Source organism: Asticcacaulis sp. (genome assembly GCA_024707255.1).
Classification (GTDB): Bacteria; Pseudomonadota; Alphaproteobacteria; order Caulobacterales; family Caulobacteraceae; genus Asticcacaulis.
Genome location: JANQAC010000001.1, coordinates 701,964 through 725,148, shown reverse-complemented (window position 1 = coordinate 725,148; position 23,185 = coordinate 701,964). Strand labels below are relative to the sequence as shown.

At 61.2% G+C, this 23,185-nt stretch carries 19 protein-coding genes and 1 pseudogene; 8 read left to right on the top strand and 12 right to left on the bottom strand.

Annotation, left to right across the window (positions count from 1 at the left end; all coding sequences use genetic code 11):
* Positions 1-91: 91 nt before the first annotated feature.
* Positions 92-1,132, bottom strand: a complete 1,041-nt coding sequence (trxB, locus tag NVV72_03475) for a thioredoxin-disulfide reductase (protein ID MCR6658433.1) — start codon at positions 1,130-1,132, stop codon at positions 92-94.
* A 221-nt stretch (positions 1,133-1,353) separates the two neighbouring features.
* Between trxB and NVV72_03470 the strand changes: the two genes are divergently transcribed.
* Positions 1,354-1,614: a GlsB/YeaQ/YmgE family stress response membrane protein gene (locus tag NVV72_03470; GenBank protein ID MCR6658432.1), complete on the top strand. Its 261-nt coding sequence runs from the start codon at positions 1,354-1,356 to the stop codon at positions 1,612-1,614.
* A 66-nt stretch (positions 1,615-1,680) separates the two neighbouring features.
* Here NVV72_03470 and NVV72_03465 read toward each other — a convergent pair whose 3' ends face one another.
* The 5 genes from NVV72_03465 to NVV72_03445 all read right to left on the bottom strand — a co-directional run bounded on the left by NVV72_03465 (position 1,681) and on the right by NVV72_03445 (position 6,617).
* The gene (locus NVV72_03465) at positions 1,681-2,667 is read right to left on the bottom strand and encodes a mitochondrial fission ELM1 family protein (GenBank protein ID MCR6658431.1); all 987 of its coding nucleotides are present in this window, start codon (positions 2,665-2,667) and stop codon (positions 1,681-1,683) included.
* Positions 2,668-2,815: 148 nt separating this feature from the next.
* Positions 2,816-3,289 (bottom strand): transcription elongation factor GreA, encoded by a 474-nt coding sequence (greA, locus tag NVV72_03460; GenBank protein ID MCR6658430.1) that lies wholly within the window; start codon positions 3,287-3,289, stop codon positions 2,816-2,818.
* A gap of 210 nt (positions 3,290-3,499) precedes the next feature.
* Positions 3,500-4,087, bottom strand: coding sequence for a hypothetical protein (locus NVV72_03455; protein ID MCR6658429.1), 588 nt, complete (start codon positions 4,085-4,087; stop codon positions 3,500-3,502).
* Positions 3,972-5,792, bottom strand: coding sequence for a DUF6311 domain-containing protein (locus tag NVV72_03450; protein MCR6658428.1), 1,821 nt, complete (start codon positions 5,790-5,792; stop codon positions 3,972-3,974). Before NVV72_03450 ends, NVV72_03455 begins: the two co-directional genes overlap by 116 nt.
* 234 nt (positions 5,793-6,026) lie before the next feature.
* Positions 6,027-6,617, bottom strand: a complete 591-nt coding sequence (locus NVV72_03445; protein MCR6658427.1) for a hypothetical protein — start codon at positions 6,615-6,617, stop codon at positions 6,027-6,029.
* A 185-nt stretch (positions 6,618-6,802) separates the two neighbouring features.
* On the opposite strand from NVV72_03445, the gene NVV72_03440 reads away from it, so the two are divergent.
* Together NVV72_03440 and NVV72_03435 are read left to right on the top strand one after the other, a co-directional pair.
* Positions 6,803-8,011: a DUF1593 domain-containing protein gene (locus NVV72_03440; GenBank protein ID MCR6658426.1), complete on the top strand. Its 1,209-nt coding sequence runs from the start codon at positions 6,803-6,805 to the stop codon at positions 8,009-8,011.
* Positions 7,996-8,280: a hypothetical protein gene (locus NVV72_03435; protein MCR6658425.1), complete on the top strand. Its 285-nt coding sequence runs from the start codon at positions 7,996-7,998 to the stop codon at positions 8,278-8,280. Before NVV72_03440 ends, NVV72_03435 begins: the two co-directional genes overlap by 16 nt.
* Positions 8,281-8,293: 13 nt before the next feature.
* On the opposite strand, the pseudogene carB reads toward NVV72_03435, so the two are convergent.
* A pseudogene (gene carB / locus NVV72_03430) lies at positions 8,294-11,594 on the bottom strand (carbamoyl-phosphate synthase large subunit).
* A gap of 337 nt (positions 11,595-11,931) precedes the next feature.
* On the opposite strand from carB, the gene NVV72_03425 reads away from it, so the two are divergent.
* Both NVV72_03425 and NVV72_03420 read left to right on the top strand, forming a co-directional pair.
* Entirely contained in the window at positions 11,932-12,783 is an 852-nt protein-coding gene (locus NVV72_03425; GenBank protein MCR6658424.1) for a hypothetical protein, read from the top strand.
* The gene (locus tag NVV72_03420; protein ID MCR6658423.1) at positions 12,780-13,352 is read left to right on the top strand and encodes a hypothetical protein; all 573 of its coding nucleotides are present in this window, start codon (positions 12,780-12,782) and stop codon (positions 13,350-13,352) included. Before NVV72_03425 ends, NVV72_03420 begins: the two co-directional genes overlap by 4 nt.
* A gap of 193 nt (positions 13,353-13,545) precedes the next feature.
* Here the strand turns inward: NVV72_03420 and carA are convergent, their stop codons facing one another.
* Positions 13,546-14,733, bottom strand: a complete 1,188-nt coding sequence (gene carA, locus NVV72_03415) for a glutamine-hydrolyzing carbamoyl-phosphate synthase small subunit (protein ID MCR6658422.1) — start codon at positions 14,731-14,733, stop codon at positions 13,546-13,548.
* A 186-nt stretch (positions 14,734-14,919) separates the two neighbouring features.
* Between carA and NVV72_03410 the strand changes: the two genes are divergently transcribed.
* Positions 14,920-16,560: a Na+/H+ antiporter gene (locus tag NVV72_03410; GenBank protein ID MCR6658421.1), complete on the top strand. Its 1,641-nt coding sequence runs from the start codon at positions 14,920-14,922 to the stop codon at positions 16,558-16,560.
* On the opposite strand, the gene NVV72_03405 is transcribed toward NVV72_03410, so the two are convergent.
* From NVV72_03405 to NVV72_03395, 3 genes are all read right to left on the bottom strand, one after another.
* A complete protein-coding gene (locus tag NVV72_03405; protein ID MCR6658420.1) occupies positions 16,557-17,048 on the bottom strand; it encodes an SRPBCC family protein in 492 nt (163 codons plus the stop codon). The two genes, NVV72_03410 and NVV72_03405, sit on opposite strands and share 4 nt — an antisense overlap.
* Positions 17,029-17,388, bottom strand: a complete 360-nt coding sequence (locus NVV72_03400) for a helix-turn-helix domain-containing protein (GenBank protein MCR6658419.1) — start codon at positions 17,386-17,388, stop codon at positions 17,029-17,031. The genes NVV72_03405 and NVV72_03400 overlap by 20 nt, the downstream gene beginning before the upstream one ends.
* Positions 17,389-17,679: 291 nt before the next feature.
* The gene (locus tag NVV72_03395) at positions 17,680-19,509 is read right to left on the bottom strand and encodes a glycoside hydrolase family 15 protein (GenBank protein ID MCR6658418.1); all 1,830 of its coding nucleotides are present in this window, start codon (positions 19,507-19,509) and stop codon (positions 17,680-17,682) included.
* A gap of 408 nt (positions 19,510-19,917) precedes the next feature.
* On the opposite strand from NVV72_03395, the gene otsB reads away from it, so the two are divergent.
* Positions 19,918-20,757: a trehalose-phosphatase gene (gene otsB, locus NVV72_03390; protein MCR6658417.1), complete on the top strand. Its 840-nt coding sequence runs from the start codon at positions 19,918-19,920 to the stop codon at positions 20,755-20,757.
* The gene (gene otsA / locus NVV72_03385) at positions 20,732-22,129 is read left to right on the top strand and encodes an alpha,alpha-trehalose-phosphate synthase (UDP-forming) (GenBank protein MCR6658416.1); all 1,398 of its coding nucleotides are present in this window, start codon (positions 20,732-20,734) and stop codon (positions 22,127-22,129) included. Before otsB ends, otsA begins: the two co-directional genes overlap by 26 nt.
* Here otsA and NVV72_03380 read toward each other — a convergent pair whose 3' ends face one another.
* The gene (locus NVV72_03380) at positions 22,130-23,134 is read right to left on the bottom strand and encodes a glycoside hydrolase family 5 protein (GenBank protein ID MCR6658415.1); all 1,005 of its coding nucleotides are present in this window, start codon (positions 23,132-23,134) and stop codon (positions 22,130-22,132) included. It abuts the gene before it with no gap.
* Positions 23,135-23,185: the final 51 nt, after the last annotated feature.

The window sequence follows — 23,185 nt, the reverse complement described above, 5'->3', positions numbered from 1 at the left end:
TTCACCCGTAAAGGTTTGATTTGGCTCAACATCTACACCCCCAACTGGGCGGTGTTGCTAAACCAGAAGGCCCGTTATCGGCGCCTTCGCTTTAAGATTTGGTAGCGACTTTCTGCTGTTCAAGGGTCAGGTGCGAAAAATCTTCAGCGATTTCTTTCGCGGTCAGCAGGCTGTGGTGATGGTCCTCTTCCGCGATCAGACGGATGGCTTCCAGCGCCGCCTGGCAGCCCATGCCGGCGGCCGTGACAGCCTGGCGATAGACATCGTCGGTGACGTCACCCGCAGCGAAGACGCCCTTGATCGAGGTTTTCGGCGTGCCGGGTTCAACGACCAGATAACCGCCGGACTTGGTTTCCAGTTGTCCCTCGAAGAGCTGCGACGACGGCGCGTGGCCAATGGCGATAAAGACGCCGTCGAGATCAACGACGCGGTTTTCGCCGGTATTGACGTCCTGCAGGCGCACGCCAACCACGCCCGCGCCGCCGAATTCATTGGTCTCGCCCAGGATTTCATCAATGGCGACATTCCAGATCGGCTCGATCTTCGGATCATTGAGCAGACGCTCGACCAGGATCTTCTCGGCGCGAAGCTGTTCACGGCGGTGGATCAGATAGACCTTGGCGGCGAACTTGGTGAGGAACAGCGCCTCTTCGACCGCCGTATTGCCGCCGCCGACCACGGCCACCACCTTGTTGCGGTAGAAGAAGCCGTCGCAGGTGGCGCAGGCCGATACGCCAAAGCCCTGATAGGTTTTTTCAGATTCGAGGCCCAGCCACTTGGCCTGGGCGCCGGTGGCGATAATGACTGTCTCGGCCAGGAACTGCGCGCCGCTCTCGGTTTCCAGCAGGAAGGGGCGCTTCGAAAGATCAGCCTTCGTCACGATCTCGCCGATGATTTCGGTGCCCATATGCACGGCCTGGGCCTTCATCTGGTCCATCAGCCACGGGCCCTGCACCACCTCGGCGAAACCGGGATAGTTTTCCACGTCCGTGGTGATCGTCAACTGGCCGCCGTCCTGCGGGCCGGTGAAGATAACCGGCGATAACAGGCCGCGCGCGGCATAGATGGCGGCAGTCCAGCCGGCAGGGCCGGTGCCGATGATGGCGCAGCGAAGGGGACGGGGCTTGGACATGACGGGAACCTGCGGAATCGGAAAAGTTAACGGCCATTAGATAGGTAGTGATGCGGCGAATGTCATCAGGAATTAAAGCGCGGACGCGCTTTTCAACACCCTTGTTCTTTTCCGAAACTTTGCAATCTGGCCGCCGAACCATATCCCAAAACCTTTTTGGGCAGATTAGGCTTGTCCTAAATCCGCGGGCTGTTCGCGGAGGTCATGAAAGAGGTGATATCATGCAAGAACAAGGCATTGGCTGGCTTCTGGCCATTATTGTAGGGGCGGCCGCCGGCTGGGTCGCTGAGCAGATCATGAAGTCCAACCAGGGGCTTCTGATGAACATCATCCTGGGTATTGTCGGCTCGATCGTCGCCAACGCCCTGTTTTCGATGGTCGGTATCGGCTTCGGCGGCGTGATCGGTTACCTGATTGCCGGCATTATTGGCGCCTGTATCCTGATTGCGCTCGGCCGCATGATGCGGGGTCGACACGTTTAACCCAACGTATTCAGCCCTTATAAAACAGCCGGCGAAGAGTGAGAGCTTCGCCGGCTGTTTTTTTGGTTATTTCCGGCTGTGATACATATCCAGCAGGTATTCGGCGGCGCGGCGGGTTTCATCGAGCGGCGGATAGGAGGCGCCCGCCAGAGTGCCGTTAAACGGATGGGTAATGCCCTTGGCGCGCAGGGTCTCGTGAAAATCCTCGAATTTTTCCCCGGAACCGAGAGAGCGCCGTTCCAGGCTGAGGATCTGGATCGACTTGCCGGTGGACGCGGCTTCGGTGACCATATTGACCGAGTCCTCCGTCACCAGGAAATGATCGGCGGCCTTGAGGAAGGCAAAATAGGGATTTTCGCCCAGACCGTCATAGATGATGCCGGGCAGGTCTTTCAGAATGTCCTCGATCGCCACGCGGGCCTCCAGCGGCGTGCGGCGTGACACGGTCAGCAGCACGGAGCCCTTGACCTGGGTAATGGCGGCATGAACCTCTTCGGCGAGTATGCGGGCATGGGCGGCGTCAAGGTCATAGGCTTTCGACCGTCCGCCGATCAGCACGGCGACGCGCGGCTTCGGCAGGCCCTTCAGCTTGTTGCGCCACGCCTTGAGGCCATTGTTCAGCTTCGTGGCTTCGATACGGTTGGTGGAGCCGATGATCGACAGGACATTCCCGCCTTCGACATGATCATGTTCGGGCGCGATGACGAGGTCGAACGCCTTCAGGTTATGGCGCGGATCCTGAAGCTGGACGACGAAGGTCTGTCCTTTGGACCGGGCGCGCATCCGGCTGCTGTGCGGAATGGTGGCGCGGCCCGCGGCGATCCAGATATCCGGCCAGGGGGCATCCAGCGTATCGCTCCCGGGGCTTAACATGCGATCGGGCATGATCTTGAGCGCCGAAGGCAGGCGATCGAACAGATCGTTGTAACGAATGCGCTTCTTGATGATCTTGGCCGGACTGATCCGCGCCACGGCTTCTGCCAATCCCAGAACCTGGTTTTCAATGCCCGCCCGTCCATCGGACACGGCCCAGATTATGAGCGGCAGAGGCATCCCTCACTCCCATCCTCACACGGCCTGGCCGGGCGATTCACAATAAACGTCAAAAACGTGCGCGGATCTGACTTTAATCGGACCCGCGCAAGTCGTTGTCTTCATCGCAGCGCAAAAAAGCAAGACCTTATTGGCCTCTGCAATTCCGTCAGAGCCATTCAACCTTGAGAATTTCATACGCCTTGACGCCGCCGGGGGTCTGGACCTCGACGACATCACCGACCTCCTTGCCGATCATGGCGCGCGACAGCGGCGACGACAGCGAAATCTTGCCCGATTTCACGTCGGCCTCGTGGTCGCCGACCACCTGGTAGCGGCCTTCTTCCTCAGTGTCTTCGTCGATCACGGTGACCGTGGCGCCGAACTTGATCTTATTGCCGGAGAGCTTCGATACATCGATCACCTGGGCGCGGCTGATCTTGTCCTCGATCTCGGCGATCTGGCCCTCGATCCAGCCCCGGCGCTCCTTGGCGGCATGGTATTCGGCGTTTTCGGACAGGTCGCCATGGGCGCGCGCTTCCGAAATGGCGGCGATCACGCTCGGGCGCTCGACCGACTTCAAACGCTTCAGTTCATCGTCGAGAACCTGGTAGCCCGCGACGGTCATCGGCACTTTTTCCATGTGCGATTAAAACTTTATTTCCGCCCTGAGGAATGACAAAAATCCTGACGTCGGTTGAGGGGGACAACAACCGGTCAGGACGAATAGTTTCGATGGTGGGCTTGTTCGTTTCCTGCTGAGGCAGTGCACAAAACGAAACCGGCAGCCCTTATAGTTCTATTTGCTGTGATTTAAAAGAACTTTTGCGGACCGCCGGTTTATCGAATGGATTCAGCCGGCCAGCGGCGCGGCGGGCACCGGCGCATTCGGATCGACCAGCTTGATGTCGATCAGCTTGATGCCGAGGGCGCGGGCATCCACCGGAATCGCCGCAGCCGCCTTGGCGGCCTTGAAGGCGGCGCCGCGGCCACTGTATTTTTCGGCCGCCTTGGTGGCGATGATCTCGTCCTCGTCCTTCGCCGGTTCCTCGACCAGGAAGCGGATCCGGAGGTTTTCGCTGCGCAGAGCCGAGGCCGGCAGGGGCAGGGTGTTGAGCGTGGTGCGGTTGGTGAGATTGACCTCGCCGACCTTGACGCCATTGACGAAGACGCTGACCAGGACCGGCTGGCGGCTCTTGGCCTTCATCGTCATGTCCAGTTCCTTGGGCTTGGGCGTATCGAACTGGACGTGTTTGATCGGAATGCGCAGGTTGGCCGCCGGGCCTTCGCTCCACACGCCGTCATATTCCGGGCGAGACCAGTTTTCATCGAGCAGACAGGTGCCCTGATCCAGCCAGCCGAAGCGGACTTCGGAACGCAGGGGCGACCATTCCGGCTTGGGCAGATCGATATGGCTGTCCTTCGGCGGGATGATCCACACGCCGTCGAGCATCCGCAGACGCGGCCACAGTTCCTGGGGCGCGTCGCACTGCTTGAGGAAGACGAACAGGTGGTCGGACTTGACCTCGCCGCGCTTGAAGGCGTCCATGCCGGCTTCCTGGTTGGCGATCTGGATCAGGTTTTCGCGGGCCGCATACATGGTATTGACCGGCTTGGCCTGCGAGGTGGCGCGCGCAGGTCAGTTCATAGAACAATTTGTCGTTCATATGCACATTGGCCGGGTAGAAATCGATGCCCTTGGCGTCCTTCACGAGTTGGTCCCATTCCGGGCTCGGCGTCTCGTAGAAAATCTGGTCGGAGGCGGCCAGTTGCGTGGCCTGTCGCATCGCTTTCGACATGCCGGAAATATCATAGGCCTGCACGACCAGAACCAGCGGCAGCAGGACGGCGATGGTCTTCGGACGGCTCTTGAACAGGACGACAAGCGCAGTGGCGACCAGCAGATAGGTGATCGGCCAGGTCAGGCGGCCGGAGGCGCGCAGGATGGCGGCGGGATTGCGCAGCTCATCGGGCAGTCTGAACTTCCAGATGTCGTAACCGTAGAACTGCGCGTGATTGGAAGTGGCGATCAGCAGCAGCAGCAGGAAGGGAATAGTCAGGGGGCGCAAAGCGGCGATGAAGCCGCGCGCCGCTTTCGCTTCCGGGGTGGTGATGTAGAGCACGATGGCGGCGATCACCAGCACGATCAGGCCGAAGCCGAGATACTGATACCCCTCAAAAGACTGTCCGCCATCGAGCGGCCACGCTTTGAGAATGGTCGAGAATTCCGGCATGACCGGATTGAACCAGCCATCGAGCGGGAAGGAATAGTAGCCATAACCACCGGCGCCGGGGCTCATGCCCTTGTTGAAGCTGCCGCCGATATAGAGGGCCAGCACGGCCAGGGCGAGCGGCGGGACAGCACGGATCACGGCATCGAGCAGGGTCTTCCAGTCGGCGGTCAGCTTGAGTTTGCGCTCGGAAAAATCCGCCTGAACGCCGCCGAAGAAGCGCTTGATGCAGTCACCGCCGAAAATGGCGGCGATCATGAACAGCAGATAGGGGTGGACCATGCCGGTGACGAACAGCAGGGCCGACCAGCCCAGCATTTTTTCGCCATTGCGGAACCAGCTCACGACAAAGCGCCAGCCGGAACCTTCGGGCAGCCTGTCGTCCTTCACATTGATGAAGAGATGCAGGCCCCACAGGATCAGCCACTGGGCCACCAGGGTATCGTGGCGCATCCGGTAATAGAGCATGGGCAGGGCGGACAGAGCAATGGCGCCGCCCAGAGCGGTCCAGCGGCCGGGCGCGTGCGGGCGGATCAGCTTGTAGGCGAAGGTGAAGTGCATCACCACGCAGAACAGGAACCACGGGCCGATATATTGGAAATTATCCGGCAGCCACTGGCGGAAAGGCTTGAAGATAAAGGCAAACAAAGGGTTTGAGTCGGTCGAGAAGATGGTGTTGCCGACCGGCGCACCCAGAAGCGTCTCGTGGTTGAAGGTCGACCAGGGCATCCGGCGCCAGGCGTTCCAGCCCAGCACATGCTGGCCCCAGTCATGCTCCATCAGCCAGCCGATGCGCGTCGGGTTGACCACATTGACGTCGAAAAAGGCCGCGAACAGCAAAAGCGGCGCGACCACGCACAGGCCGCGATGCAGGCCGGTCCAGACGGCAGGCGGGGTCTGCCTGAGGGCTTGCATGAGTTTCGCGTATAGCTGGCCGGGACGGAGCCAATTCGGCAAGGTCATTGTGTCTTGTACTCAGATTAAGGTAGGGCGCGGGTGTGCAACAATCGTGCCTTTGCCCAAACCGCATGACTTTTTTGCGGCAATACAGAGCACGGCGGTCGCAATTTTTTGCAGCGCAATCATAGCGCATTTGCCGCAGTTCACAAGCATGTGAACGGTTGACTTTTTGTTACGGGCGACAGCCGGTCAGATGACACCGGAAACGAGCGCTGCCGGCGGCAGGGCGTCTTGAGAGGCTTTGGCCGTGGCTTCGGCCAGTTTGCGACGGTAGTCTTCAAGCGAGGCATAGCGCTGAAAACCGTGCATATTGATGGCGTTGACGTTCAGTTCGAAGTGGATGACCTGATCGTCCGGAGACAGATGATCGAAAAAGGCTTTCTGCGCCTGGGCCGGGGCCGTCTGACGGGCGATGGCGGCATTGATGGCGGCGACCTCATCCTGCTGGATGGCGGCTTCGCGTTGGCCGAGATCGCTTTGATCCGTCAACTGATGAAACAGGCGGGCGTTTTTCGAGTCGATGCCGCGCAGTTGCCCGCGCGCCGCCAGGCCGCGCAGGGCCTGCATGGCTTTGAGGCGCTTATCCAGTTGGCTGCCGACCTCGGCGCTGCCAAGAAAAGCCGCCAAGGCATTGAACTGCGCCTGATTGAGCGAAAAAGCGGTGGCGTAACGGTCACTCTGTAGGCGTTCTGGGGGCAGGCGTTCCGGCGCGGCGGTGACCGGCTGCACACGCAGCGGCGCCAGCGGGGCATTGACGGACGGGACGGGCGTGACTTCCATGGACCGGACCTCAAAAATAATGGATACCTGCGCAGTCGCCCACGACTTTAGAATACCAGCCTTAAGGGCTTTTTAAGAGACCGGCATTTTTTTGACCGGGAGCAACCGGCAAGGCTGTCAACGATTGGGGCTTGCGCGACCGCAGGTTTAGGTTAGCGTGCGTTCATAAAAATGGGAGCGATAACATGCTAAAGAAAACAACCCTCTTTCCTTTTGCCCTGTCCCTGTGTCTGGCCGGCCTGTCCACATCTTTGCCCCAGGCGGCGCTTGCCGCCGCAATGCCCACGAATGCACCGGCCCAAACCGGCAAACAGCGGCTCATTGTGCTCACTGATGTCGGCGCCGATCCGGATGACACGGAATCGCTTGTCCGCTTGATGCTCTATTCAAACGAGATCGATATCGAGGGGCTGATAGCGACCACCTCCGTCTGGATGAAAAGCACAGTCAATCCGCAGTCTGTTCGTGAGGTGATCGGCGCCTATGGTCAGGTCCGGGACAATCTGCTTTTGCATGACAAAGGCTATCCGCAAGCGAACGACCTGCTCTCGCTCGTCCGTCAGGGGCTGCCGGTCTACGGCATGGCCGGTGTCGGCGAAGGCAGGGATTCGCCCGGTTCTGACCGCATCATCCAGGTGTTGCAGGAAAGGGACGATCGCCCGGTCTGGGTGACCGCCTGGGGCGGCACCAATACACTGGCCCAGGCGCTCTACAAGATTAAGCACACGATGAGCGAAGCCGAAGCCGCCAGGCTTATCGCCAAGCTCAGGGTTCATACCATTTCCGACCAGGACGATTCGGGCACATGGATCAGGACGAATTTCCCCAATCTGTTCTATATCGTCAGTCCCGGCGATTATGGTGCCTCAACCTGGATAGCGATTAACTCGGTCATTCCCGGCATAGACAACACAACCATCAGCAATAAATGGCTGGCGGATAATATCCAGCAGGGGCATGGCCCGCTGGGCGCCATCTATCCCGATGTTGGCTATGGCATGGAAGGCGACACGCCTTCCTTCCTGTCGCTGATCCCCAACGGACTGAATGACCCTGAGCATCCCGACAAAGGGGGTGGGGCGGCCGTTATGAACTCTATAAGCCGCAGCCCTATGCCGATGCAGCGGGGAATATGCCGGGCGGCGTGCCTTATGTGCCGGAGATGCGGCCGATCTGGACCAATGCGAGCGACGACTATGCGCCGCCGGAAATGGGGGAATACAACCGGGCCATACATTTCGGCACGAAGACATTTTCAGGTAACAAGGTCAGCCTGTGGCGCTGGCGGGATGATTTCCAGAACGATTTCGCCGCGCGGATGGCGTGGACAACGAAACCGTTCAATGAAGCGAACCATCCGCCCGTCGTGCGCCTGGATGTGCCTGAAGTCCTGACGGTGAAATCCGGTCAGGGCTTCGCGCTCAGCGCCAAAGGAACGACCGATCCCGACGGCGACAGTCTGACCTATCTCTGGTTCCAGTATCCCGAAGCCGGCACGCTCAAGACAGTGATGAAAATGTCCGCCGAGGACGTTCAGGGCGTCTGGGTGGAGGGCGCGACCGTCACCCGGCCGGAAACGACGGAATTTATTGTCCGCGTAACGGACAAGGGTACGCCGCCCCTGGCGCGCTATAAGCGTGTAACGGTGAAAATCCAGCCCTGATCAGTTCATGCGGTCAGGCATAGGCCTGGATCGGGCGGACATCGAGCCCTTCATTGGCGCCGGACTTGATGGCGCGAGTCGCGGCCACCGCGCCCGAAGCCGTGGTATAGTACGGGATCTTCTGCATCAGGGTGGCGCGGCGCAGCGAGAACGAATCCGCCAGTGACTGTTTGCCCTCTGTGGTGTTGAAGACCAGGTCGATCTCGCCGTTCTTGATGGCGTCGAGGATATTCGGACGGCCTTCCAGCACCTTCTTGACCGGCTCGATATCGAGGCCCTGGGCCTTCAGGTAATCGGCGGTGCCGCCGGTGGCGACGACCTTGAAGCCGAGGTCCAGAAGCGTGCGGATTGACTCGACGATCACCGGCTTGTCCATGTCCTTGACTGAGACGAACACCTTGCCGGCGGTCGGTAGCTTCACGCCGGCGCCGAGCTGCGACTTGGCGAAGGCGCGAGAGAAGGCATCCATCATGCTTTCGCCCTCGCGCACCCAGTCGAGGCCCATGACCTCGCCCGTGGAACGCATTTCAGGCCCAAGCACCGTATCGACATTGGCAAAGCGGGCGAACGGGAAGACGACTTCCTTGACCGCGACATGGCTGTAGTCGCGCGGCTTGAGATCGAACGAGGCCAGGGTTTCGCCCGCCATGATCTTGGCGGCGATACCGGCCAGCGGCTGGCCCAGGGTCTTGGCGACGAAAGGCACGGTGCGCGAGGCGCGCGGATTGACTTCGAGCACGAAGATTTCCGGCGCATCCGAATAGGGGTGCAGGATGGCGAACTGGACGTTCATCAGGCCGCGAACCTTGAGCGCACGAGCCAGTTCGACCGTCTGGCGCTCCAGTTCCTTCACCGTTTCAGGCTTCAAGGAGAAGGGCGGCAAGCTACAGGCGGAGTCGCCCGAATGGACGCCGGCTTCTTCGATATGCTCCATGATGCCGGCCACGAAGACATTGCCCGATCCGTCAGCCAGAGCATCGGCATCGACTTCGATGGCGGCCGAGAGATACTGGTCGATCAGCACCGGCGAGTCGCCCGACACCTGCACGGCTTCGCGGACATAGCGCGCCAGTTGCTCGTCATCGCGGACGATTTCCATGGCGCGGCCGCCCAGTACGTAGGACGGACGAATGACGATCGGATAGCCGACCTCATGGGCGCCCTTGAAGGCTTCTTCCGGCGTGCGGGCAATGGCGTTGATGGGCTGCTTCAGATCGATATCGCGCAGCAGGTGCTGGAAGCGCTCGCGGTCTTCGGCCAGGTCGATGGCGTCCGGCGAGGTGCCGAGGATGGGGATGCCTTCGTCTTCCAGTGCCTGGGCCAGTTTCAGCGGGGTCTGGCCGCCGAACTGCACGACGACGCCGCGCAGGTCGCCCTTGGATTGCTCGACATGGATCAGTTCCAGCACATCCTCGGCCGTCAGCGGCTCGAAATAGAGGCGGTCGGAGGTGTCGTAATCGGTCGAGACGGTTTCCGGATTGCAGTTGACCATGATGGCCTCGATGCCCATCTCCTTGAAGGCGAAGGCGGCATGACAGCAGCAATAGTCGAACTCGATGCCCTGGCCGATCCGGTTCGGACCGCCGCCGAGGATGATGGCCTTGGCGCGATCCGAAGGCTCGGCTTCGTTTTCCGGCACCTGGCCGAGCGCGCCCGATTCATAGGTCGAATACATGTAGGCGGTCGAAGAGGCGAATTCGGCGGCGCAGGTATCGATGCGCTTGAAGACCGGACGGACGTTGAGTTCCTGGCGGGTTTTGCGGACTTCTTTTTCCGTCTTGCCTGTCAGCTTGGCGAGGCGGACATCCGAGAAGCCCATGGCTTTCAGGCTGCGGAACGCCTTGGCCGAGGTCGGCAGGCCGAGCGCGCCGATCTTGGCTTCTTCCGACACGATAGCCTCGATCTGGCGCAGGAACCACGGCTCGTATTCGCAGGCGGCGTGGATGTCCTCGACCGACAGGCCGTGGCGGAAGGCCTGTGCGATCACGCGGACGCGGTCCGGCGTCGGCCGACCCAGTTCCCGGATGACGGCATCACGAATAGCATCAGGGTTTTCGGCGGTCTTGACGCCGGCGATCTCGACTTCATCAAAGCCGCTGAGGCCGGTTTCCGGGCCGCGCAGGGCCTTCTGCATCGATTCGGCAAAGGTGCGACCGATGGCCATGACTTCACCGACCGACTTCATCGAGGTGCCAAGCAGCGGCTCCGAACCGGGATACTTCTCGAAAGCGAAGCGCGGGATCTTGGTGACGACGTAATCGATCGACGGCTCGAACGAAGCCGGGGTGGTCTTGGTGATGTCGTTTTGCAGTTCATCGAGCGTATAACCGACGGCCAGCTTGGCGGCGATCTTGGCGATCGGGAATCCGGTGGCCTTCGAGGCGAGCGCGGAGGAGCGCGATACGCGCGGGTTCATCTCGATAACGATCATGCGGCCGTCGCGCGGATTAAGCGCGAACTGCACGTTCGACCCGCCGGTCTCGACGCCGATCTCGCGCAGCACGGCCAGTGAGGCCGAGCGCATGATCTGGTATTCCTTGTCGGTCAGGGTCAGGGCCGGGGCCACGGTGATCGAGTCACCGGTATGGACGCCCATCGGATCGACGTTTTCGATCGAACAGACGATGATGCAGTTGTCGGCGGTGTCGCGCACCACCTCCATCTCGTATTCCTTCCAGCCGACGATCGATTCCTCGATCAGCACTTCGCTGGTGGGGGAGAGGTCGAGACCGCGCTCGACGATTTCCTTGAACTCTTCCTGGTTATAGGCAATGCCGCCGCCGGTGCCGGCGAGGGTGAACGACGGGCGGATGACCGCCGGCAGGCCGCCGATGGCTTCCAGACCGGCCACGGCCTCATCCCGTGTGGGCCACGGCCGACTTGGCCGATTCCAGACCCAGCTTGTCCATGGCGTCGCGGAACTTCTGGCGGTCTTCGGCCTTGTCGATGACCTCGGCCTTGGCGCCGATCATCTCGACCTTGTACTTGGCCAGCACGCCGGCGGCGTCGAGCGAAAGCGCCGTGTTGAGCGCGGTCTGGCCGCCCATGGTGGGGAGCAGCGCGTCCGGGCGCTCTTTCGCAATGATCTTCTCGACGAATTCAGGGGTAATCGGCTCGATATAGGTCGCGTCGGCGATGTTCGGATCGGTCATGATCGTCGCCGGGTTGGAATTGACCAGGATGATGCGGTAGCCTTCCTCGCGCAGGGCCTTGCACGCCTGCACGCCGGAATAATCGAACTCACAGGCCTGACCGATCACAATAGGGCCTGCGCCGATAATGAGAATGGACTTGATATCTGTGCGTTTGGGCATCTCGGTCTTTCGTAACACAAGGCGCAACCTTGTCAGTTGCGCAAAATTAGAGCGGGCTGTGAGTCCACAGTCCGGTTAAAAAAATCGCGCCGCTTCGGGCGCTGCATGTTTTATGGCTAAGCGGGTGCTTTAGAGCCTATGTTCCCGTGTTGCAACCCTTGAATCGAGAATCTCCGGTCGATCATCACGATGTGAAGATATGTAATAACGGGAAACATCGGCGCGGACGCTGGTGCGGCAATTCAACACCCGCCCCGTAATGGTTAACGCGGACTGGCAGAGCCAGAGGATTGGTGTTAAGACTCTTGCAACCTGCGCGTAAACCTAAGGGGGCTGCATGAAACCGGCCGCTGTACCTGTACTGAGTGCGTGTGCTTTCCTGATCATGTCTGTTCCGGCTCTTGCGGCGCAAGGGACGCGGAGTTGTGGCGCCGGCGCAATCCGGGCCGCGGCGGCGAAACAGGTCGCGCCGCGCCTGGTTGGCTGCCGTTATGATGACGTGGCCGTGCCCCTGGCCCAGTATTTTGCTATTTACCCCTCCCTGACCAAAACGCCCGGCGATGACGCTTCCAGCACCATACTTCAGCAGACGCCAGCGGCTGGTGAGCCGCTGACAGCCGGCGGACAACTGGCCCTGCAGGTCTCGGTCGGGCCGGCGCGTTCCCCGCAGACCGCCGAAACGCCGGTCGTGCCCCCTTCAACGGATACGCCTTCAACGGAGGCGCCAATGACTGAAACACCTGTAATTGAAACACCTGTGGCGGAAGCTCAGGCCGACCTGCCGCCACCTGTTCAAAAAGCGCCGGTCGAGGATGCCGTTCCGGCGGCTTCTGCCGAGGCCCCGATGGCTGTGTCTAAATCGGCAACGGAGGCGCCCCATAACACCCCGCCGAAATTCGTCTGGCCGAAACTGTCACTGCCCAAATTGGATGTGCCCAAATTCCGCTTGCCTGAAATCACCCTGCCCAAACTGACCTTCCCCGCCTACCTGCTGAGGCCCGGACTGGCCTGGGCGTGGCTCGGCACGGCCCTGGTCGGCGTCCTGCTGTTTTTTGCCTGGCGCGGGCGCCGGCCGCGCTCGGATATCACCTATGACCGCGTGCCGCAGGTCAGTGCGCGGCTCGTCTTCGGACCCAGCCGCCTCAGCGCCAGCGGGCCGCTGGTCATGGAAAGCGGAGTGCCCACATGACGCTGACGACTGAAACGCCTGCGGGCGATGTGATCTGGTTCGATGACCTGATCGATGCGGACACCCGCGCCGAGATTGAAATTGAGGTCATCGAAGCCGCGAACCGGGATCGCGTTCTGCGCGACCTCATCCTGACGACGCCCATCCTGCGCAGCGCCATCCTGCGGGCCGTCAGGACGGCCCTGCATTTCGACCCGCTGGCCCTGCTGGCCGATGGCTGGTGTACGGCAAAGGATATCCGCGCCGCCTGCCGTGAAAGCGCAAAGACGGAGGCGCCGATTGTGCTGAAACTGTCATCGCACAGCATAGAGCGCGATATCCATCCGGCCATCAAGGTGAGCATCGGCTTTGAGAAGAGCTTTGACCTGGATGTGGGACTGGGGCTGGCCGGGACGTTTGACGGCATCGCCCTGACGATCCGTGACAGTAAACTGGAAGCGGTCGGAGCCGGCACCTGCGCCCTGGCCCTGCTGGTCAGGGTGGCCGGCCGGCCGGTGATCAGCCGCACCATCAAGACGCTGGACCTGCCGGCGGAATATCGCTTTGTGCAGCCGCTGGCCCTGCGCTAGCGCCAGATAACATTGGATTCGATCATTCTCGATCCTCCCCTCTTGGAGGGGGGCGTGGCCTTACCCCTCCGTCTCGACGCGCTTCGCCTGATGGCTGCGCTTGCTCGCCACCTCCCCTCCAAGAGGGGAGGATTAAGGGAGAAGGACGATTCAAGCTGCATCATCATTCTACCGCTATCGCCGGCAGATGGGATCAGGCCGAAACCTTCGCGTCGCGCATGTTCTGGGCAAAGCGCTCAAACAGGTAGAGGCTGTCCACCGGGCCGGGCGAGGCTTCCGGGTGATGCTGCACTGAGAACACCGGCTTGCCGGTCATGGCGATGCCGCAATTGGAGCCGTCAAACAGCGAAACATGTGTCTCGACCACGCCTTCCGGCAGTGAGTCGCGGTCAATGGCGAAACCATGGTTCATCGAGACGATCTCGACCTTGCCGGTGGTCTCGTCCTTGACCGGGTGGTTGGCGCCGTGGTGACCCTGGCTCATCTTGATGGTCTTGGCGCCCAAAGCGATGCCGAGCATCTGGTGGCCGAGGCAGATGCCGAACACCGGAACGCCCGACTTAACCAGCGTCTGGATGACCGGCACGGCATATTCACCGGTGGCGGCGGGGTCGCCTGGACCGTTCGACAGCAGGACGCCGTCCGGCTTGCGGGCCAGGATATCCTCGGCCGAGGTCTTGGCGGGCACGATCTGCACCTCGGCGCCGATATCGACCAGCGCGCGCAGAATGTTCTGCTTGACGCCATAATCGATGACCACGACCTTGAATTCCTTTTTCGTGCCATCGCTGAAGCCTTGCGGCCATTGCCACAGGTCGGTGGTGTAGGCGGCCTGTTGCGTCACCGTGGCGTCGATGGCGAGATCGAGGCCGCCGAGGCCCTTCCATTCGCGCGCCCCGGCCTTCAGGGCTTCAAGATCGAAGACGCCGGAAGGCGAATGGGCGATGACGCCATGCGGCATCCCATGTTCACGGATTTTCTTCGTCAGCGAACGCGTATCGATGCCGGACAGGCCAACGACGCCGCGCTGGACCAGCCAGTCATTGAAGGACAGGGTCGAGCGCCAGTTAGCCGGCGGGGTAGGCGCGTCGCGGAAGATGGCGCCCTTGGCGGCGCGTTTCGGGGCACTCAAGTTTTCTGGCCCCAGTTGCTCGACATCGTCGGCATTGACGCCGACATTGCCGACGTGCGGGAAGGTGAAGGCGACGATCTGTTCCATATAGGAGGGATCGGTGAGGATCTCCTGGTAGCCGGTCATGGCCGTGTTGAAGCAGACTTCTCCCAGCGCTTCGCCCGTGGCGCCGCAGCCCAGGCCCTGATAGACCGTGCCATCCGAAAGGACCAATACGCCCGTGCAACCTTCCAGCAGTTCAGTTGTCATGGCGTATCATCTCCTTTGAAAAATAAACGCAGCGCCACCCGGCGCGCAAACGGCCGGACACATAGGGGGCAAGGGCCGAAAGGTCAATTGTTAATGACTAAAAAGACATCACGATTCCGCGCCTTTTGTAAGAAGGCGTGTAACACGGCATTGACCTCTTAGACTTGAATAGGGTCTAAGGTGAACATGGAAAGCGTCGCCATATCCCTGTTTCTGTTGCTGGCTGTCGTAGTCAGCGGCTGGCTGTCGCGCCTGTCGCCCCTGTCCATACCGACGCCGGTGGTGCAGATTGCGCTTGGCGCGGTAATCGCGCTTTCCACCGGCGCCGCGGTCGATCTGGAGCCGGACGTCTTCTTTCTGCTCTTCCTGCCACCGCTGCTGTTCTATGACGGCTGGAAAATTCCGAAAGAGGGCCTGTTCCGCGACAAGGGCACCATTTTGCAGCTTGCCCTGGGGCTGGTGGTTTTCACGGTGCTGGGGCTCGGCCTGTTCATTCACTGGATGATCCCGCTGATGCCCTTGGGCGCCGCCTTTGCCCTGGCGGCGATTCTCTCGCCCACCGATCCCATCGCCGTATCCGCCATATCGACCAAGGTGCCGATCCCCAAGCGGCTGATGCACATTCTCGAAGGCGAGTCCCTGCTGAACGACGCATCGGGTCTGGTCTGTATGCGCTTTGCCGTCGCGGCCGTCGTCACTGGCAGCTTCTCGCTGGTCGATGCCTTCGGCGCCTTCCTGTGGCTGGCGATCGGCGGCCTGGCCATCGGGATCGGCGTCACCTGGGTGGTGACGCGCGTAAAGGGGCTGATTTCGCGCCGGATCGGCGAGGAGGCGGGTTCGCAGGTGCTGATCAGCCTGCTCATTCCCTTCGGCGCCTATCTGCTGGCCGAACGTCTGCACTGCTCCGGCATTCTGGCTGCGGTCGCCGCCGGTATCACAATGAGCTATGCCGAGCAAAGCGGTCAGGCCCTGGCCGATACCCGTGTCCGCCGCAATGCCGTCTGGGACATGATCCAGTTCACCGCCAATGGCATCATCTTCGTGCTGCTCGGCGAACAGTTGCCGAGCATTGCCTCGCGGGCCGCCCATGTTGTCCAGTCCACCGGCCACACCGATCCGTTGTGGCTGATCGTCTATGTGGCGGCCATCAGCCCGGCTCTGATTGTCCTGCGTTTCCTGTGGGTGTGGGTGGCCTTGCGTTTCACCCTGTTCCGGGCGGTGCGCAAGGGGCTGCCGGTGCAGCGGCCGAGCCTGCGCCTGATCGCCGCCACGTCGCTGGCCGGGGTGCGCGGTGCCATTACCCTGGCCGGTGTCCTCACCATTCCGTTTTTCGTCGCTGATGGATCGGCCTTTCCGTCGCGCAACCTAATCATCTTCCTGGCGGCCTCGGTGATCGTCGTCTCCCTGCTGCTGGCCAGTATCGGCCTGCCTTTCCTGCTGAAGAACCTGAAACTGCCGCCGGAACCGAAGGCGCTGGCGGAAGAAGACAATGCCCGAGCCGCCGCAGCCGAAGCGGCCATTGAGGCAATCGAACAGCTTCAGAAAGCGAAGAAGGTGGGCCGCAATGAAACCGAACTGTATGGCGAGGCTGCGGCGCGGGTGATGGAGGTCTATCGCCGCCGCATCGAAAAGCAGGGGCTCCAGGGCGAGGCGGTGTCGCACCTGCGCAAGCTGGAGGAGATCGAGCGGCAACTGCGCCTGGCCGGCATCCGCGCCGAGCGTGACGTCTATTACGAACTGAGCCGGTCACGGGAACTGTCCGATGAGATATCCCGCCGGCTGATCCGCGAAGCCGACCTGGCCGAGGCGCGCCTGACGGGAAGTTAGGCGGCAAGAGTGGCGATAATGTCTTCCAGTTGCTCGAACTGCTCGCCGAAGCCGCTTGTGGCGCCGGAGATCATGGCCTCGTCGAGGGCTGCCTTCGACGGATAGAGATCGTGCCAGACGACCAGGGTCTGGCCGTTAAGTTCCTCGAAGGTGACGGTCGTCACGGCGCCTTCTTCGTCGCCTTCCTCATTGGTCCAGACGATGCGCGCGTTTGGCACCACGTCGATATACTTGCCGAAGAAGGCCATTGGCTGTTCCATGGCTGGATGGCTGATCACCAGGCGATAGCCGCCGCCGGTCCGTACATCCATCTCGCAGGATAGGATGGTCATGCCGAACGACTTCGGCGTCCACCAGCGCCGGAACAGGTCGGGTTCGCTCCACGCCTTGAAGACGATATGCGCCGGGCCATTGACGGTCCGCGTGATGACGAACTCGCGGTCGGAAACGCGTTCCGCCGTTGTGGGGTTATTTTGCGTCTCGCTCATCGGTTTTCTCCTGTTGTTTCAATTCTTCGACAATCTCATCCAGCGCTTCGAACCGGGCGGCCCAAAGCTGCTGATACCGTTCGATCCAGGCGGCTTCTTCCGCCATCTGCCGCCGGCCCAGTTTGCAAGTGCGCACACGCCCGACTTTTTTCGTCACAACAAGCCCGGCCGCCTCCAGAACGCTGACATGCTTTTTCATGCCGGTGAGGGTCATGTGAAAGCGCTGGGCCAGATCAGTGATCGAGGCGTCAGACCGGCCAAGCTGTTCCAGAACCCCACGCCGGGTAGGATCGGACAGGGCGGCGAACGAAGCATCGAGAAGGGCTGTATGCTGAACCATTTGGTTCAGTATATAGCCCCTGAATTAAGGACGTGCAAGGGAAAAGTATTAAGTGCCGAAATGCGGTGAGTGAACCGCTTTGCTCATGCAGTTTTAATAGGATCACGGACAGGCACGGAAGAAGACGGAAAGACACGGAATTCTTTGCGTGACGGCGTCTGCGCGAAGCGTCTAATATCGTTACGCTCAAACAAGTACGCTATTGCACTTGGGCACAGAGGCTGACGCGGACTCATATTTCCGTGTGTTTCCGTCTTCTTCCGTGCCTGTCCGTGATCCTCTTTCCTGGTGTTACCGCACCGTGGTCCACGGGCGGCTGAGCAGGACAGCACAGGTGATCAGCCCGACCAGCGAATAGGTCTGCGGGAAATTGCCCCACAGTTCGCCGGTATCGACCTTTACATCTTCCGACAGCAGACCGGAATGGGTGCGGCGCGCCAGCATGGCCTCGAACAGCTCTCGCGCCTCCTCCGTGCGGCCCATCAGGTGCAGGGCCTCGATGTACCAGAAGGTGCAGAAGTTGAACGCGGTTTCCGGCTCGCCGAAATCATCGGGTTCGACATAGCGGTAGAAGTTGTCGCCCTTGCGTAGTTGCCGCTCGCATTCGTTGAAGGTGGCGACGCAGCGCGGATCGTCGGCCGGCAGGAAGCCCAGTTCGAACAGTTGCAGCAGGCTGGCATCGACCTCATTGCCGCCGAAGGAGCCGGTGAAAATGCCGAGTTTCTCGTTCCATGCCTTTTCCTCGATCGTCTTGCGGATAATGCCGGCGCGTTTGCTCCAGAAGGCGCTGCGGTCCTTGAGGCCCGGGGACAACGCCACATTGGCCAGCCGGTCGCAGGCCGCCCAGCACAAGAGCGCCGAATAGGTATGGACGCGGGCGATGGTGCGGAATTCCCACAGGCCGGCGTCGGGTGTGTCATAGACGGCGAAGGCGCGGTCGCCAACCTTTTCCAGGGCGTGGAAGTCGGCCACCGTGCCGACGCGCAGGAAGCGGGCGTCGAAGAAGGACTGGGTCAGCGGCAGGATCATCTGGCCGTAGACATCGTGCTGGTGGTGCTCATAGGCCTGATTGCCGACGCGCACCGGCCCCATGCCGCGATAGCCTTTCAGGTCGGGCGCGATGCGCTCGGTCAGGTCGCCTTGCAGTGAGACGCTGTAAAGCGGCTGGACATGGCCGCCGGCGGATTGATCCGTCAGGTTGCGCAGGTAGACCAGATAGCTTTCCAGCATATCGGCGGCGCCCAGCCGGTTGAGCGCCCGCACGACATAATAGGCGTCCCTGATCCAGCAGTAACGGTAATCCCAGTTACGGCCGGTATTGGCGGCTTCGGGGATGGAGGTGGTTATGGCCGCCACGATGGCGCCGGTGTCATCGTATGAACAGAGCTTGAGCGTGATGGCGGCCCGGATCACCGCTTCCTGCCATTCCAGCGGGATGGTCAGGGTGCGCACCCACGCCTGCCAGTAGGCGACAGTGGCGCGCAGCATGTGCTCGGCATCGGTCAGCACGTCATTGGGGTAGGGCTCGTCCGGCCCCAGGTGGAAGCCGAGCGGACCTTCCAGCCGGAAGGTCTGGTCTTCGCGCAGGTAGGTGAGGGGGGCATTGGTGGTCAGACGCATCACGGCCGGGCCGCATTCATAGCGGATATGGCTGGAGCCGTAGGTGGCGGCGCCGAGGTCGCGGCCCCAGTTGCCGGTCGGGATCATGCGGACGCGGACGCGCGGCGTGCCGGAAACCGGCCGGATCAGGCGGTAAAAGGCCCAGGGCTTGTAGGTGCGGTTAAGGTGGTGCAGGCGCGGGGCGAAGTCGATGATCTCCACCACGGCGCCGTGGCTGTCGCGCATTTCGGTGCGCAGCACGGCGGTATTGCGGATATAGGCTTGGGTGGTCTCGGTGACATCGGCCATTTCCACCGACCAGCATCCCGCGTCTTCTTGGGTCGCGTCTTTTTGGCCCGCCTCTTCAGAGCCGCCGCAGTTCGGTTCCAGCAGGGCGGAAAAGACCGGTTCGCCGTCGATGCGTGGGTAGCAAGCCCAGGCAAAGCGGCCGCGGCGGTCGATCAGGGCGGTGGCGGCGCAGTTGCCGATGGGGGAGAGGTCGAGATTAGTCTGTTCAGGCACGAGAGCACTTTCCGAAAAGTGTGACGCACTTTTCGGATTAAAAGTGCGGTAAAGTAAAGAATTCAGAGCGCTTTCCGATCTGACGCATTCAGATCGAAAAACGCTCTGAATGGCTCCGGGTAATATATCTTGATACGCGAATAGGCATTCGCAGTGATCACAAAACCCCTCACAATCGATCACAGAAACGCGAGGTCGGTTGAAAAGAGTTTCCCATGGGTGCTAGGTTGATAGACGTATGGCTATACGGCCTCAAGACGAAAATATTGTCTTTATGGATATTTTATTTTCCATATTCATCTCAATAATCTCAATAAATATTCTGATTTTGTCACAATTGAGGCTGGGCTGTACTTTAAAAACGATGTTCGGCAGATGTGTTTTGCCGTATCTATCGGTGTGAATGAAGTGGAACGGGCAGATGAAATCTATGGTAACTGGCGGCAGTCGCGGGGTGCCGGGCGCATGATGGTTGACACCCTTGTCCGTTATCGGCTGGACGATATATCCCTGTTTCTTGATCTTGACGGCACGTTGGCGCCCTTTACCGACCTGCCGGAAGGGGTGGGGCCGGATATCGCGCGCAATGCCCTGATCCGTAACCTGGCCCTGCGCCTGGGCGGACGCCTGGCCGTGGTCAGCGGCCGGCCGATCGCCGATATCGACCGCATCCTGGAAGGCGTGGTGCCGGCGGTGGCCGGCAGTCATGGCCTGCAGCGCCGCGATGCGCGCCTGGACATGATCGTGGCGCCGATCCATTCCGGCGTGGCGCAGGCCCGGCAGGAAATCGCCGCCTTCGTGCGCAAATATCCTGAACTGCACGTCGAGGAAAAGCCGCTGAGCGTGGCGCTTCACTACCGCTCGGAACCGACCCTGGAACCGGTGGTCGAGGTCTTCGCCGAGGATCTGGCGCGGCGCACCGGCCTCAAGCTGCAACGCGGCGTCATGGTGATCGAATTCCTGACCCCCGGCATGGACAAGGGCCGGGCGGTGCGCGCCTTCATGGTCGAGCCGCCCTTTGCCGGAACGGTGCCGCTGTTCGTCGGCGACGACCTGACTGACGAGGACGGATTCCGCGTGGTGCGGTCATTCGGTGGTGCCGGCGTGCTGGTCGGAGGCCTGCGCGAAACCTTCGCCGATTATCGCCTCGGCAATGTGGAGGCTGTCCATCACTGGCTCGCACGCGGGCTGCAAACCCAATGTCTTGAACTGGAGACCGCCATTGAGCCGTCTTATCGTCGTATCTAACCGCGTCAATCCGCCGGCCGATCCCGGCGTGGGCACCGCCGGCGGCCTGGCCATGGCGTTGTCTGCCGCCCTGCGCGAGGACAAGGGCCTGTGGTTCGGCTGGAGCGGCCACACGGTCGAGCCCTATACCGGCCAGATGTCGATGCAGGTGGTTGGCGGCGTTACCGTGGCCCTGCTCGATCTTGATGCCCAGGACGAGCAGGAATATTACAACGGCTACGCCAACCGCACCCTGTGGCCACTGTTCCATTACCGGCCCGACCTGGTGAATTATGAGCGCAGCTTCGATGAAGGCTATGAACGCGTCAATACGCGCTTCGCCGAGACTCTGCTGCCGCTGATCGGTCCGGACGACATCATCTGGGTGCAGGATTATCACCTGATCCCGCTGGGCCGCGAACTGCGCAAACGCGGGGTGAAAAACCGCATCGGCTTCTTCCTGCATATTCCCTGGCCGGCCCGGCGCATCCTCTCCACCCTGCCGCGCCATGCCGAACTGGTGGAATCGATGTTCAGCTATGATCTGGTCGGTTTCCAGACCGAGGACGATGTCGAAGCCTTTACCGACTATGCCGTTCATGATGTCGGCGCGGCCCTGGAAAAGGACGGCGTGATCAGCGCCTATGGCCGACGCATCCGCGCCCGCGCCTTCCCGATCGGCATCGATGCCACCGATTTTGAAGCCACGCTGAAAAGCGAACGCGCCGAACTGTTCTACAAGACCATGCTGAACAGCCAGGCAGGTCGCAAGATGCTGCTGGGGGTCGACCGGCTCGACTATTCCAAGGGGCTGGAAGAACGCTTCACCGCCTACGAGACCCTGCTGGCCAATAATCCGGGAATGCACGGGCACCTCTTCCTGTTGCAGATCGCCACGCGGTCGCGGGACGAGGTCGACGCCTATCAGGACTTGCGCGGCCGGCTGGATAACCTGTCGGGTAAGATCAACGGCGCCTATGCCACGGTCGACTGGGTGCCGCTGCGCTATGTCAACCGTGCCTATCGCCGTGATGAACTGGCGGGCATCTACCGCGCCGCGGATATCGGCCTGGTGACGCCCCTGCGCGACGGCATGAATCTGGTGGCCAAGGAATATGTGGCGGCGCAGGACCCAGAAAATCCCGGTGTGCTGGTATTGTCGCAGTTCGCCGGCGCCGCCGAGCAGATGAAGGAGGCGCTGATCGTCAATCCGCTCAGTCGCGAAGACGTATCGGAAGCCGTTCATCGCGGCCTGTCCATGCCGCTGAAGGAACGCAAGCGCCGCTGGGAATCGCTGATGGCGAATGTACGCACCAATGATGTCTCGCGCTGGCGCGATGACTTCGTCGCCTGCCTGAAAACGCCGATCGCTGAACTGGTGGAGGCGGGGTAACTACCGGGCGGTGGCGCGCAGTCCGTAGGGGCCATCGACAATCTCGTGGCCGCGACGGGTCAGACGCACCTTGCCGTAGCTTTCGGACATGTCGAGCACCTTCGTGACCCCGCCATTGCCCTTCCAGCTCCAGGTGATCCAGCCGGTGCCGGTGTCCTGCGCTGCTTGCATCAGGTGCAGGTGATCGACGGCATTGCCGTCCTCGACCAGTTCGCGGTCGCCGAATTCGCCCAGCAGGAAGGGCACGCCTTCATGGCGTAGATCAGCGATGTTCCGGTCGATCTTTTCCGGAGAATTCCACGGCTTATTGTAGGCATGAACCGAAACGATCAGGTTGTGCAGGGGATCAAGCGCCTGCAGGGTCTTGCCGCGCCCTTCGAGGAAACTGCCGGTTGCCTGGCCGCAATCGGCGGCGTCGATCACAATCGGTGCGCGATAGCCGCGGGCGCGCATGGCACGGACCAGATCGGTATAGGTCGCCATATAGCCGGCATAATTGTCCTTTGAGGTGCCCCATTCATTGGCGATATTGAGCATCAGGTACGGCTGGTATTTGCGTTCATTGAGCACATCGGCCCAGCGTGTCAGCCACAGGTCGCGGGTATCGCGGCGCAGGCGGGCGCTGTCGGTGCCGCAGGTGATGTCGCTTTCCCAGTAGAAGACCATGACCGGCAGCTTTCGCCTGATGGCGGCATCGAGCGCCTTGCGGAGATCCTTTGCCGAGGTGTTGCGGCGCAGTTGCAGGCGGATGATGTTGGCGCCGGTCGAGGAGATGGCCCTGATCGCCGGCAGGGCGGCTTTCGGATTGTCGCCATATTGGAGGTTTATGCCGCGGGCGATAAAGGGCGTGCCATCGGGCCTGAGGATTTCGCTGCCTTCGGTATGGAAAAGCGGCGCCGGTGTCTTGTGAAGGGCATCAAGGGCCGATTGCAGGGTCGTACAGCCCGACACCGTCAGTGTCAGGCATAGGGCCACCAGCGCCTTGATCCAGTGTTTTACCGCCATTTTGCAGATTCTCCGCGTCGGAGGCAGAATGGCGGCAAAAGTTTGCCAAGA

Coding starts and splice junctions, on each gene's coding strand:
- trxB (MCR6658433.1), bottom strand. CDS start 1,132: ATGTCCAAGCCCCGTCCCCTTCGCTGCGCCATCATCGGCACCGGCCCT.
- NVV72_03470 (MCR6658432.1), top strand. CDS start 1,354: ATGCAAGAACAAGGCATTGGCTGGCTTCTGGCCATTATTGTAGGGGCG.
- NVV72_03465 (MCR6658431.1), bottom strand. CDS start 2,667: ATGCCTCTGCCGCTCATAATCTGGGCCGTGTCCGATGGACGGGCGGGC.
- greA (MCR6658430.1), bottom strand. CDS start 3,289: ATGGAAAAAGTGCCGATGACCGTCGCGGGCTACCAGGTTCTCGACGAT.
- NVV72_03450 (MCR6658428.1), bottom strand. CDS start 5,792: ATGCAAGCCCTCAGGCAGACCCCGCCTGCCGTCTGGACCGGCCTGCAT.
- NVV72_03445 (MCR6658427.1), bottom strand. CDS start 6,617: ATGGAAGTCACGCCCGTCCCGTCCGTCAATGCCCCGCTGGCGCCGCTG.
- NVV72_03440 (MCR6658426.1), top strand. CDS start 6,803: ATGCTAAAGAAAACAACCCTCTTTCCTTTTGCCCTGTCCCTGTGTCTG.
- NVV72_03425 (MCR6658424.1), top strand. CDS start 11,932: ATGAAACCGGCCGCTGTACCTGTACTGAGTGCGTGTGCTTTCCTGATC.
- NVV72_03420 (MCR6658423.1), top strand. CDS start 12,780: ATGACGCTGACGACTGAAACGCCTGCGGGCGATGTGATCTGGTTCGAT.
- carA (MCR6658422.1), bottom strand. CDS start 14,733: ATGACAACTGAACTGCTGGAAGGTTGCACGGGCGTATTGGTCCTTTCG.
- NVV72_03410 (MCR6658421.1), top strand. CDS start 14,920: ATGGAAAGCGTCGCCATATCCCTGTTTCTGTTGCTGGCTGTCGTAGTC.
- NVV72_03405 (MCR6658420.1), bottom strand. CDS start 17,048: ATGAGCGAGACGCAAAATAACCCCACAACGGCGGAACGCGTTTCCGAC.
- NVV72_03400 (MCR6658419.1), bottom strand. CDS start 17,388: ATGGTTCAGCATACAGCCCTTCTCGATGCTTCGTTCGCCGCCCTGTCC.
- NVV72_03380 (MCR6658415.1), bottom strand. CDS start 23,134: ATGGCGGTAAAACACTGGATCAAGGCGCTGGTGGCCCTATGCCTGACA.